Origin of the sequence: Bacillus infantis, assembly GCF_020171945.1 — a bacterium.
Classification (GTDB): Bacteria; Bacillota; Bacilli; order Bacillales; family Cytobacillaceae; genus Bacillus_AB; species Bacillus_AB infantis_A.
This window is the reverse complement of the sequence record NZ_JAIVAP010000010.1, coordinates 135190-148351: the sequence shown is the minus strand read 5'-3', so window position 1 is coordinate 148351 and position 13162 is coordinate 135190. Positions and strand designations below refer to the sequence as shown.

Here is a 13162-nt window from a genome sequence, read left to right as displayed (position 1 = left end):
AAAAAAATTATATTCTCCTGCGCAGGACATGGAAGCTGAACTTGTCGGCCTTAAAATAATTCACCGAATAGAGGACCGGTTCATCCATTTCGTCGTAATGCATCTGCTTTAACACAAGCAGTGCAGTTTCCGGTTCACATTCAAGGATCGGGGAAATCTTTTCGTGATAGCCGATCGGTTCAATCTGGGCAACGGCATAGGTGATTTTTTTATTGGCTTCTTCTTCGAGCACATTAAAAATCGATTCCTGGTCGTGCGTGAAGCTTTCCGGGAGTATCTTTTCCGGCAGCTTGTCCACACAGTAGACCACAGGCTCCCCATTCGCTGTCCTGACCCTTTCGATAACCACAATCCCTTCCTCCGCCGAACATGAGAAACGGCGCACATCCTCTTCGGTAGGCCCCTGAGTGACTGAGCTTAAGAAAACTGTTCCTGGTTTCATCCCTGCCTGCAGAATCATGTTCGTCACGCTGTTAAGCTGCTCGATCCCTGAAGTGAAGAGAGGCTTTGCATTCACAAAGGTTCCTACACCATGCCTGCGGATAATCACGTTTTCTTCTTCAAGAATACGGAGCGCTTCACGCAGTGTAGCCCTGCTTACTCCAAGCTGCTTTGCAAGGTCAAATTCAGAAGGAAGCTTTTCTCTTTCTTTATAGAGTCCCTCTTCAATGTCCTGCTTTAATCGATCGATGACTTGCAGGTATAGATGCCGGTTATCTGACTTAATTGACATGCAGGGTTCCTCCAACCTTTTTTCTCAAGACATCAGACCTCTGATGTTTAATGATTCCTACTAATCGAAAATACTATAACACTTTTTATTTAATAAATAAATAGAATTTCGAGAATTTGTCGAAAAAAGGTGGTTTAAAACCATTTATCAGAAAACACATAAAAATCACCGTATTCAGAAACGGAAATACCAGGAAAAATCATTCTTTTTTAAGCGCTTTCCTGTTATTTATTCCCTAACTAATTTAAAGATATTTCCATTCTGCAAGACTCGCTGACTATAAAAATAAAGCCGGCCCTCCATTTTATGAAAGCGCTTTTAATAGTATAACCTTATTCACTGCTGTTCTGCTATCTTTTTTTTTACAAAAAAAACCGGCCCCCCCTGGACCGGTTTTCATCTGCTTAAGAACTTGCTTCCTCTGATGACTTCGCAACCAGGACCGCCCTCGGCTTGCTGCCTTCGTAGGGTCCCACTATCCCCCTCAGCTCCATTTCATCAATGAGCCTTGCCGCCCGGGTATAGCCGATCCTGAAGCGCCTCTGAAGCATGCTGACAGATGCAGTCTGCATCTCCACTATAAGCTCCACAGCTTCTTCGTAAAGATCGTCATCAACCTCTGCCGATGTTTCTGGCACATCATCAGGAATCATCTCTTCCTGATACTGAGCCTTCTGCTGGGAAATGACGAAATCGACTACCTCTTCAACTTCTTCGTCCGAAAGAAAGGCGCCCTGGACCCTGACCGGCTTAGAAGCGCCGACAGGAAGGAACAGCATATCCCCCCGTCCAAGGAGCTTTTCTGCTCCTCCCATGTCCAGGATGGTCCTGGAATCAGTCATGGAGGATACTGCAAAAGCGATTCTTGAAGGAATATTCGCCTTGATGACACCTGTTATTACATCTACAGATGGACGCTGGGTCGCGATGATCAAATGGATTCCTGCGGCCCTCGCCATCTGTGCGAGCCTTGTAATGGCATCCTCAACGTCCGAAGATGCGACCATCATCAGGTCAGCCAGCTCGTCCACAATGACGACGATATAAGGCAGGAGGGGCTGCTGTGCCTCTTCCTCTGCATTATGCCGTTTGACATGCTCATTATAGCCTTCAATGTTGCGGGTCCCTGTATGGGAAAATAATTCGTAGCGCCGTTCCATCTCACTGACCACTTTTTTCAGCGCCTGTGAAGCCTTCTTTGGGTCGGTGACAACAGGTGCCAGCAGATGGGGTGCACCGTTATACACATTCAGCTCGACCATTTTCGGATCGATCATCATCAATTTCACTTCATGCGGCTTGGCGCGCATCAGGATGCTTGTGATAATGCCATTGATGCAGACACTTTTCCCGCTGCCCGTTGCCCCGGCAACAAGCAGATGGGGCATCTTATTCAGCTCAGCCAGGACAGCTTCACCGGTGATATCGCGCCCAAGGCCGATCATCAGCTTGCTGTCCGGCCTGTCGTTCTGCTTGGATTCGAGCACCTCACGCAGGGAGACCATTGCTACCTCTGTGTTCGGCACTTCAATCCCGACCGCCGATTTGCCCGGAATCGGGGCCTCGATCCTGATTCCCTTTGCTGCAAGGGCAAGCGCCAGGTCATCACTCAAGCTTACGATTTTGCTTACCTTCACGCCCACATCAGGATGGACCTCATATTTGGTTACAGCAGGCCCTAAGTGGACTTGTGTGACCCGGGCCTTGACCCCAAAGCTCTGGAAGGTGCGCTCAAGCTTGGCTGCATTGGCATGTATCTGTTCATACTCACCGCTCTGGTCAGCCTGCCTCGGCATAGTGAGGAGGCTCAGCGGAGGAAGCTCATAGTCGACATTCTCCACATTCTCCACTTCCGTAAAAGTGATGGCTGGTGCAGACTCATCCTCTGCTGCCTCTTGGCCGCCCGGCTTGGACTTCCGCTTTGCCGCTTCCTGCACAGGTTCTGGCTGCTGCTGGTAAGCCCGCTCAGCGAAGCTTGAAATGATCGGCTCAGGCGAAGGCTCTTCTTCAGCCGGCAGAGGCGGCTGGGTAATATTGGCGGACGGTTCAGGCTCCCGCTCCTCGGCTGCCTGGCGAAGCTCTCCCTGCCTCTGCCTCCGCTCATCGCTTCTTTCACGGAACTTCCGCTTCGATTCCTTCATATCTTCCAGGAACGCTGCCCATTGCTTCTTGATGAAGCCCCAAATGGAGATAAACAGCTTGCCTGCCGCTTCACCAAAGGTCTTTCCGGTCAGCAGCACGAGACCGATTATAATCAGTAAAGCAGCAATCAGCTTTGTGCCGGCTTCATCGAACAAGAAGTAAGACATCGCGAACAGCACCGAGCCGATCATCCCGCCGCCGAGATCGGTCGTGCTCGTTTCGCCGCCTGCCTCCATCCAGAATAGCTCCCATGTGTTGCCGATGACGCTTGGATCTTCAAACTTGCCGCCGTTTGAAAGCAGCTGGAAAAGTGTCACATGGCTAAGGAGCAGCATAGAGGCAATAATCAGGTACAGCCCCATCAGCTTTGTAGGAAAAAGATACGGCCGCTCCCTTTTCCACATCAGATATCCTCCATAGACAGCCATCCCCAGAAGCCCCAGTATGTACCATTCTCCCATAAAAAAACGGAAGAACATGACGATCGATGTCCCGACCGCCCCGAGTTTTGCTATTGAAATCACTGACAGGGCAATCAGTATCAATCCAGTCAGTTCATATTGAACGGTTTTTTTCAGTTTTTCTTTGCTCTTCGATTGCCTTCTTTTTCTTTTTGCCATTTCATCACCCTGTACTGCAGATTTCTATCCTGATTCATTATTGCCTTAGCTGACATGCGGCAGACATTCGTCACACACCTTAAAAACAAAGAAAACCCGGCAGACTGCCGAGCCCTATAAAGGCGGAGCATAAACCGGAACTGCCTTTCCCCATCCCGGCAATCCGGCCGCCCCGCTTCTTCCTTGAAAGCCAAAGCATTACAAGGAAAGCAGCCATCTGGCTGCTCTTAGTAGTATAACAATATTATAGCATAAAGCCCGAATTTTGGGTTATACTATTGTAATTTTAGAGCCGGGCATGCATCTTTCATCCAGAAAATGATTCGGGTCTGTGCTCATGACTCTGATTACTGTATATTGCTGAGGCGTATCCCCGACAGCTTCAGCAAGCACAGGTATTCCTTCAAAAGAAAGGAATTTCTGTCTGCTGTATGCACTTTCTTCCGGCTGGAAGATCAATTCCTGGGGCATCGATGTGTATAAAATCATTGCACCAGCCCCTCTTCCTTGCCTTTGTTCAGGTCAATCAGCTCATTCAGCTTCTTAAGGGCAGGCCCGACGCCGCCGACTGCATCAATCAAACCGTAGGAGACCGCATCTGCACCGACTACATTCGTTCCTATATCCCTGGTCAGATTTCCTTTTGCAAACATCAGATCCTTGAAATTCTGCTCTGACACCTTTGAATGCCCCGTCACAAAATTGATGACCCTGTCCTGCATCTTGTCCAGATATTCAAAAGTCTGCGGCACCCCGATGACCAATCCTGTCAGGCGGATTGGATGGATCGTCATCGTTGCCGTTTCCGCAATAAAGCTATAATCACAGGATACAGCAATCGGAACACCGATGCTATGGCCGCCTCCAAGTACGATTGAAACGGTCGGCTTAGAAAGGGACGCAAGCATTTCAGAAATGGCCAGTCCTGCCTCCACGTCTCCCCCCACTGTATTCAGGATAACAAGCAGCCCTTCAATTTTAGGGTTTTGCTCTATTGCGACGATCTGTGGGATCAGATGCTCATATTTCGTCGTTTTATTTTGCGGCGGCAGCTGAAGATGCCCTTCAATTTGTCCGACAATCGTCAAACAATGGATGGTTGTATCCTGCGGGAGCTGGGGCACATTCGTCTGGCCAAGCTGCTGTATTTTCTCCATCAGGGCTGATGGTTTATCTTCCTTAGGCTGTTCCGGGCTTCCTCCGCCTTCATTGGCATTTTGAAAAAAATTCTCATCCATCCTGTATTCTCCTTTCAAGGCTTAATATCGTTAGTATGGACGCCAATGCCTTTTTCATTCCGGGGCAGCCAAAAAAACGGGACGGGCAATTCTTTCATCAGAGGACGGGCAGAACCTTTATTATTGCAATAAGAGGCCATGAAGCAGCTGCTTCATGGCCTCTTATTATAAAATATAGTCTATTGCTTCACTTCCATGATGATCGGCAGGATCATCGGACGGCGCTTTGTTTTTTCGTAGAAGAACTGATTAAGCTCGTCGCGCATATCCTGTTTGACAGCAGCCCAGTCAAAACTTTCTTTCTGGGAGCCGCGGTGTACGATCTCCTTGACCATATCTGCTGCCTGAACCAGCAGCTTTTCAGATTCACGCACATACACAAAACCGCGGGAAATGATTTCAGGCCCTGCAGCTATCTGCTTATCATGGCGGTTCAGCGTCACGACAACGATCAAGATCCCGTCCTGTGAAAGCAGCCTTCTGTCCCTCAGGACGATATTGCCGACATCACCGACGCCGATTCCGTCAATGAGAACATTTCCAGCCGGAACGCGGCCGCTTTGCTTGATTCTGCCTTCTTTGATCTCGAAGACATCCCCTTTTTCAGGAATCAGGATCGAGTCTTGGCTGATTCCGCATTCTGCGGCGAGCTTTCCATGTGTCTTCAATGTTTTATATTCTCCATGAACCGGGATGAAATATTTCGGCTTCATCAGATTGATCATGAATTTCAATTCTTCCTGGCTTCCATGGCTTGATGCTGTTGCACTGTTCTTACCGGTGATTACGGTCGCTCCGGCCCTGTAAAGCATATCCATCGTCTTATAGATGAACACTTCCCCTCCCCTGATCGGGGCAGCAGCGAGGTAGACGGTGTCTCCTTCCTGGATCGTCACCTGCCTGTGCGTTCTTTTCGCCATTTTCTGCAGCGCCTCGATCGGCTCGCCCTGGGAGCCGGCCGTCAGGATGACCACTTCATGGTCCCTGAAGCTGCCAAGCTCTGACAAAGGGATGAGCATATCATCTTTGACAGCCAAATAACCGAGCTGAACTGCAAGATCATATACCTTTTGGATGCTCTTCCCGGCCACTGCAACTTTCCTGCCGCTTTCCTTTGCCGCATCGAATATATGCTGGATCTGAATAAGATCAGAAGCAAAGCAGGCTGCGATGACCCTTCCTTTTGCGCTATAGAATGCATGTGCCATTGCCTTTTGCACGACTGCCTCGGATGTTGAGTATCCCGGCCTTTCTGCATCTGTACTGTCTGAAAGGAGGCATAACACCCCATTGTCGCCGATTCCGGCCATCTTTCCGATTTCCGCTTTGTACAGTTCAGGGGCAGCCTGGTCAAACTTAAAATCGCCGGTGTAGACGATGCTCCCCTCTGAAGTATGGACACATATCCCCACTGAATCAGGGATGCTGTGATTGGTCCGGAAAAACGACACACTTGAATGTTCAAATTCAAGCACTGAATCGGAATTGATTTCAATCAGTTCTGCTTTGCCCCTGTAGTCCTGCTCCTTCATCTTGGCCTTGGCCAGGGCAAGTGTAAGCTTTGTACCATACACAGGGACAGATACCTTTTTAAGCACATAAGAAAGTGCCCCGATATGGTCCTCGTGTCCGTGTGTCAGGAAAATACCCCGGATCCTGTCTTTATTCTGGACCAGATAAGAAACATCCGGAATCACAATATCAATCCCTAGCATTTCGTTCTCCGGGAACATTAGCCCTGCATCGATGACATACAAATCATCATCCACTTCTGCAAGGTACATATTTTTGCCGATTTCCCCTACGCCGCCAAGGGCGATCAGCCTGATGCTTTCATTTTTTCTATTATTCACCTAAAAGCTCCTCCAATGCTGTTTCGGCTGTACCCCGGACAGGGGCCAGCCTTTTTAATATATATAGCTGTATAGCTTGACACTCTTATAAACAGAAAACGTCCTGAAAACTTTTATGTATACTGACTGACATGGTTCAGCAAAAAAGCATGATAGCGGCCTATAGCCGGGACCGGCTTAGGAACGGAGCTGACAGGCAAACCTACTTCCTAGGATAAGCCGTCACTATTCCTTCCTGAATCCGGAGCAGCCCACACTGATTTCTGGCCTTCCTCACAGCTGGCCTGCTTTATTGCAAAGCAGCCCATTTCGAGACCGCTTTTTCTATGAAAGAATATTCAAAAAATGCATTGCATAATCGGACGAGTTCAGTTACACCCATTATACTTGATTTATGAATTTTATGACAACCAATTTAATTTTTTCGTATCTGCAGGAATCAGTCAGCCCCTATAGGAAAAGACCGGGAGCAGGTGCTCTCCGGCCTGATAAGGACCGTTTTATTTAGTTTTGGAACAAGCTGAGCAGTGCAGCTCTTTCCTGTTCTGTCAGAGGAACCAGCGGCAGCCTTACTGAACCCGTGTCGATGCCCTTCAGCTGAAGGGCAGTCTTGACTGGCACCGGGCTTGGTGCGGCAAAAAGGCCTTCCATGAGCGGAAGGAGCTTCTGATGCTTAACAGCAGCTTCTCCAACATTCCCATCAAGGAAAGAAGAGATCATGCTTTGCATTTCAATTCCAATCACGTGCGATGCTACAGAAACCACTCCTGCTGCGCCAATCGCCATTGCCGGAAGCGTCAGTCCATCGTCTCCTGAATACAGGAGGAAGTCTTCATCAGTGCCGGCTATGATCGCTGTCATGCTGTTCAAATCGCCGCTCGCTTCTTTTACAGCCTTAATATTAGGAATCTTCGACAGCCTGATCACTGTTTCCGGCGCGATATTGACTACAGACCTTCCCGGGATATTGTAAACCATGACAGGCAGGGATGTGCTTTCAGCAACCGTTTTGAAGTGCTGGTACAAGCCTTCCTGATTTGGTTTATTATAATACGGAGCTACGACCATAACGGCATCCACGCCGATCTGCTCCGCTTTCTTTGTCATTTCAACAGAAGCATACGTATCATTGCTGCCTGTTCCTGCAATGATAGGGATCCTTTTGTCGACAACCTTGACGACGTGCTTGAACAGCGCCAGCTTTTCTTCTTTTGTCAGTGTCGGCGATTCCCCTGTTGTGCCGGCAACCACGAGGGAATCTGTTCCGTTCTCGATTAAATGGTTGATAAGCTGCGTTGTTTTTGTAAAATCTATATGGCCTTTTTTATCAAAAGGCGTCACCATTGCTGTAGAAACTCTTCCAAATAGAACCATTCTTTACAACTCCCTGCCTATATATCTGTCTGTTCGAATTCCAATGACTCCTGCTCAAGCTGGAAGGCATCATGAAGGGCATTGACTGCCTTGACAAGATCCTTCTGCTTGACCAGCACCCAGATGGTTGTATGGCTGTCCGCTGACTGGAGGATCCTGATGCTCTCCTCTGAAAGTGCTGTGACAATCTTTGAAGTGACACCCGGCACTCCTGCCATCCCGGCTCCTACAACGGAAACCTTGGCGCAGTGGCGCTCCAGCACAGGATCATGGCCCAGCTGCTCAAGCGTTTTGACCGCTTTGTCAGCCATATCCTCAGAAACGGTATATACAACGCCATTCGGCGAAATATTGATAAAATCAACGCTGATCTGTTCATTGGCCATCGCCTTGAAGACCTCTGCCTGGAGGTTGTACTGGTCCTTTTTGGCAAAGACCTTGATCTGCGTTACATTGGACAAATGCGCGATGCCTGTTACAGGCCGCTCTTTGATGTCGCTGCCCCGGCTGTTTTTATTAATGGCTGTGACCAGTGTTCCAAGTCCGTCGGAATAAGTGGACCTGATCCTGATCGGCACCTTCGCCTGCATGGCGATCTCCACCGCCCGGGGATGGATGACCTTGGCTCCCTGATAGGCAAGATTGCAGACCTCTGTATATGTGACGACTGAAAGCGCCCTTGCATTCTCGGCAATGCGCGGGTCGGCAGTCATGATGCCTTCTACATCTGTAAAGATATCAATCCACTCTGCCTGAAGCGCAGCCCCGAGCGCAGCGGCTGAAGTGTCGCTCCCGCCTCTGCCGATGGTTGTGATATCGCCATTCTTTGCTGCTCCCTGGAAGCCTGCCACGACGACTACATCGGATTCCTCAAGCTCCCTTAGCAATCTGTCGCATTTCATTTCAATGATCTTCGCGTTCGTGAAATCGCTGTTGGTCCTGAATCCGGCCTGTGCACCGGTCAGTGCTGCGGCCTCGATGCCTTCCTCCCTCAGCATGTTGGTGAACACAATGCTTGAAATGGTTTCACCGCATGATAAAAGAAGGTCGTTTTCCCGCTTGCTGATTTTGCTGCCGGCTCCGCCGATCAGCGATAAGAGGGTATCGGTTGCATAGGGATCGCCCTGGCGCCCCATCGCAGAAACGACTGCCACTACTTTATATCCTTCTGACAAAGCTTTTTTTATATGCCTTTTTGCATGCGCCCGGCTGCTGTCATCCCGTACGGATGTGCCTCCGAACTTCTGGACGATTATCTTCATCGTAACACCTCAAAAATATCCGTTTCCACTTATTTTACCAGTTCCAGCTTGATTAAGCTTTCGGCGATCTGGACTGAATTCCACGCTGCGCCTTTTAAGAGATTATCAGAGACTACCCACATATGGAAGCCTTTATCATTGTCAAGGTCCTTGCGGATCCGTCCGACAAAGATATCATTTTTGCCTACACAATCTGCAGGCATCGGGTAGATTTGATTTTCAGGGTCATCCTGAAGCACAACACCAGGGGCATCCTTGAGGATGTCTTTGATTTCCTGTGCATTCACGCCACCGGCTTCCAGCTCAAAGTATACTGACTCTGAGTGGCCGGTTGCTACAGGAAGGCGGACACAGGTAGCTGCCACCTGAAGATCAGGCATATGCATGATTTTCTTTGTTTCGTTGATCATTTTCATTTCTTCAAATGTAAATCCGTTTTCCTGGAACATATCAATTTGAGGGATAGCATTAAAGGCAATCTGATAATGCTTTTTGTCGCCTTTGACCGGAAGGATCTTTGGCTCATGCTCCTCATTATTAATGATCGCCTTAGTCTGGCTGTACAGCTCTTCAACTGCCGCAGCGCCAGAACCGGAAACAGCCTGATACGTAGACACGATGACCTTGCTTAAGCCATGCTTCTTCCGCAGCGGTTCAAGGGCTGCAACCATCTGGATGGTAGAGCAGTTAGGATTGGCGATAATCCCATTATGCTTCCTGAGGTCTTCTTCATTCACCTCAGGGACAACGAGCGGTACATTTTCTGCCATACGGAAGGCGCTTGTATTATCAACCACAATGGCGCCATGCTCAACAGCATGCGGAGCCAGTTCTTTTGAAACGCCGCCGCCTGCTGAGAATAAAGCGATATCCACACTGGCAAAGCTCTCCGGCCTGGCTTCTTCCACGATATATTCTTTTCCTTTATAACTTACCTTAGTGCCAGCTGAGCGGGCAGAAGATAGTAAAGTTAATTTCGATACAGGGAAATCTCTGCTTTCTAAAGTCTGCAGCATCTGCTGTCCAACAGCTCCGGTAGCCCCGACGACTGCAACGTGAAATCCTTTTTTGTTCTCCATCCAAAACTTCCCCTTCCAGCATACAAAATTATTGATCGATTTTAGGCTGCATTTCTTTTGCAGGCAATATAAGAGGACGGCAGCTGTTGTTTTCTTCGCCACCGCCATTCTTATTGTAGTATAGCATTCACTATGCTTCCAGTATATGAGATGATGGTCCAATGATTGAATAGGTGGACAAACTCATATTTAATATTTTCATTTTAACATATTCACCTGTTAAAGAAATAAACTTTTTTATGATGGAAGGCATGGAGATCAGTTACCGTCTTTATAGCGTTCAACAATAACCGGCTGGAGCTGTTTTCCCGTGATGGCCGCTTCAATCGTTTCTGAAAGCAGGGTCATCCTGGCCACCATTGAGTTGGGTTTTTTAACCGGATCATCCTGTCCGAATGGGATGAAGTAAATATTCTTCACTGCCATCAGCCTCATCAGATTCATTCCGTTCAGCCCCAGGGCATCATTTGTGGAGATGCCGACTACAACAGGGCTTTGATTCCTGAGCGTTGCCTTTGCCGCCATCAGAACCGGGGAATCTGTCATCGCATTGGCAAATTTGCTCATGGAGTTTCCTGTCAATGGCGCAATGACCATGCAGTCCAGCGGTATCTTCGGTCCGAGGGGCTCTGCCTTTACAATCGAATCAATCACCTTATTGCCGGTCAGGTTCTCAATTCTCTCAATCCAATCCTCCCCCGCTCCAAATCTCGTTTCAGTATTCTGAACAGTGCTTGTTACAACCGGGAGCACCTCTGCTCCTGCATTGACAAGCTTTTCTATCTCAGGGAAAACGGCATCATAAGTACAATGTGAACCAGTAAGGCCAAACCCGATCTTTTTACCTTTAAGCGTCATGGTATTGCCCCCTTTTATTTTGAAAGTCTTCGGCAAGCAGCTGGGCCAGCACATTGGCGAGAATCTGCCCTGCTGTTTTCGGAGCCACTATTCCCGGAAGGCCCGGTGCCAGCAATGCCTTTATGCCCCTCTTTTCAGCATAGCGGAAATCTGTCCCGCCAGGTTTTGATGCCAGGTCAATGATCAGGGTATGGACAGGCATCTTGCTGATGACCGAAGCACTGACAATCAGATGCGGTATGGTGTTAATGCAAATGTCCGTGTCTTTGACAAATGACTGAATATCATCCAAATGGAACGGAGTCAGCCCCATTTCAGTAATTCTCGCAATATGCTCGCTCCTTCTTGCGCCAACCTTTACCTTTGCCCCCAAAGAGTGAAAGGTTCTTGCCACGCTCATACCGACTCTGCCCATGCCAAGCACCACCACGTTGGATCCGTGAATGGTGAAATCAGTATGCTGGATGGCCATCATGATTGTCCCTTCAACAGTAGGAATCGAATTATAAATGGCTATGTCATCCCTTTCAAACAGCTGCACCAGCCTTCTGTCATTCTTACTGGTGATAGAATCCAGATAGGAATTCGTAATGCCGGAATATATGGTACAGTGCGGCTGTGTTTGGGCGATCATATCTTCTGTTAAAAAAACCTTCTCATTTGAAAATATAGTCTCAACCTGCCCTTCCAGGTTGGTGCCTGGCACAGGCAGGATTATGGCATCCAGAGCTGAAAAATCGACTTCATCCACTTTCTCCTTCGATGCTCCGGTAAAAGCATGGTCCAGCTGCTCAAAGCCGATGAGCAGGGTTTTCGCATCCAGTTCCGTCAGCTTGCTGATTATCTCCAGCTGCCTGGCATCCCCGCCCATTACTGCTATTTGCATCCCTGTCAGCATGAAATATTCACCTTCTTCTAAAGAATCTTACAGGAATCTAAAGTCTCATAAATAACTACTCCAACATCCTATGACAGCAGCTCAGATAAGGTGAGTTGTTCGAAGAAGAAAAATGGGCGGACAGAAAAGAGGAGGCTGCTTGCCTTTAAAGAACGCAGAAAATAGCGCCACGTCCTGAAGCTAATGGCTCGATGCTCCGGCGGCGGAGCTGGAAAAGGAGAAAGCCGAGGCTTTTGGTTTACTGAATTATACATGCACGGAACTTTAGGTAACATAGAAAACAAAAGGGGTGCGGAATGTAATGACCATTCCGCACCCCTTTTGCCAAAACTCCGAACGCCTTGCCGTGTCCGGCTTTTCCTCCGTTATGCTCAGCTTTCATCATCAGGCATATCAATGATTATCATATCGCTGCCGATTTTCTTGATATGCTGCCAGGGGACTTTGATTTCCCCTCCCTGACGCTTCAAGCCGAACCATTTCAGCGACGGAATGAGAAGGGCCTTGATCTGTCCGTCCTTTTCATTTATTTCAAGGTCGGTCTGGCCCAGCACTCCGAGGCGCTCAGCTTTTTTCGCATCAACAATTTCCTTCCCGCTCAGCTCACTGAGTCTCACCGCAAATCCCCCCAGTCTTTGTCCTCAATATATATTTACGGCAGGAAAATGATTTTAGAAGTAATCCAGCTTTTCGATTGATAAAAACATATGGGGAGTTTTCGCCGGGAGAACTAAAACCCTCTATTCTGCAAATTGGCTCTCTGAGGGCATTAGTTGACTGCACTAACACCCTCTATTCAGGCATACTGGCTCTCAGAGGGACTTAGTTGGCTGCACAAACACCCTCTATCCAGGCATACTGGCTCTCAGAGGTTCTTAGTTTGCTCGACTAACACCCTCTATCCAGGCATACTGGCTCTCAGAGGGTCTTAGTCGGTCCCACTAACACCCTCTATACTGCAAACTGGCCTTCAGAGGGCCTCAGTCGGCCGGACTAACACCCTCTATTCCGCAAATTGACTTTCAGAGGGCTTCAGTCGACAGGACTACCACCCTCTACCCAGGCATAACTGGCTCTCAAAGCTTTAGTTACCCCCACTAACACC

Annotated in this window: 11 protein-coding genes; all 11 read right to left on the bottom strand. The window is 48.5% G+C overall.

Annotated elements, in window-relative coordinates; all coding sequences use genetic code 11:
* Positions 1 to 7: 7 nt before the first annotated feature.
* Positions 8 to 733, bottom strand: coding sequence for a GntR family transcriptional regulator (locus LCM00_RS15070; RefSeq protein ID WP_009791684.1), 726 nt, complete (start codon positions 731 to 733; stop codon positions 8 to 10).
* A gap of 404 nt (positions 734 to 1137) precedes the next feature.
* A complete protein-coding gene (locus LCM00_RS15065; RefSeq protein ID WP_224903587.1) occupies positions 1138 to 3495 on the bottom strand; it encodes a DNA translocase FtsK in 2358 nt (785 codons plus the stop codon).
* A 270-nt stretch (positions 3496 to 3765) separates the two neighbouring features.
* Positions 3766 to 3984, bottom strand: a complete 219-nt coding sequence (locus LCM00_RS15060) for a YlzJ-like family protein (RefSeq protein ID WP_224903585.1) — start codon at positions 3982 to 3984, stop codon at positions 3766 to 3768.
* A complete protein-coding gene (locus tag LCM00_RS15055; protein WP_224903583.1) occupies positions 3981 to 4733 on the bottom strand; it encodes a ClpP family protease in 753 nt (250 codons plus the stop codon). Before LCM00_RS15055 ends, LCM00_RS15060 begins: the two co-directional genes overlap by 4 nt.
* Positions 4734 to 4912: 179 nt before the next feature.
* Positions 4913 to 6586, bottom strand: a complete 1674-nt coding sequence (locus LCM00_RS15050; RefSeq protein WP_224903581.1) for a ribonuclease J — start codon at positions 6584 to 6586, stop codon at positions 4913 to 4915.
* Positions 6587 to 7090: 504 nt separating this feature from the next.
* The gene (dapA, locus tag LCM00_RS15045; protein WP_224903579.1) at positions 7091 to 7960 is read right to left on the bottom strand and encodes a 4-hydroxy-tetrahydrodipicolinate synthase; all 870 of its coding nucleotides are present in this window, start codon (positions 7958 to 7960) and stop codon (positions 7091 to 7093) included.
* A gap of 17 nt (positions 7961 to 7977) precedes the next feature.
* A complete protein-coding gene (gene dapG / locus LCM00_RS15040) occupies positions 7978 to 9222 on the bottom strand; it encodes an aspartate kinase (RefSeq protein ID WP_224903576.1) in 1245 nt (414 codons plus the stop codon).
* A gap of 29 nt (positions 9223 to 9251) precedes the next feature.
* On the bottom strand, positions 9252 to 10301 hold the full coding sequence (gene asd / locus LCM00_RS15035; protein WP_224903574.1) for an aspartate-semialdehyde dehydrogenase: 1050 nt from the start codon (positions 10299 to 10301) through the stop codon (positions 9252 to 9254).
* A gap of 258 nt (positions 10302 to 10559) precedes the next feature.
* Positions 10560 to 11159, bottom strand: a complete 600-nt coding sequence (locus tag LCM00_RS15030) for a dipicolinate synthase subunit B (protein ID WP_224903572.1) — start codon at positions 11157 to 11159, stop codon at positions 10560 to 10562.
* Positions 11149 to 12057, bottom strand: coding sequence for a dipicolinic acid synthetase subunit A (dpaA, locus tag LCM00_RS15025; RefSeq protein WP_224903570.1), 909 nt, complete (start codon positions 12055 to 12057; stop codon positions 11149 to 11151). The genes LCM00_RS15030 and dpaA overlap by 11 nt, the downstream gene beginning before the upstream one ends.
* A gap of 371 nt (positions 12058 to 12428) precedes the next feature.
* Positions 12429 to 12674, bottom strand: coding sequence for a YlmC/YmxH family sporulation protein (locus LCM00_RS15020; protein ID WP_224903568.1), 246 nt, complete (start codon positions 12672 to 12674; stop codon positions 12429 to 12431).
* Positions 12675 to 13162: the final 488 nt, after the last annotated feature.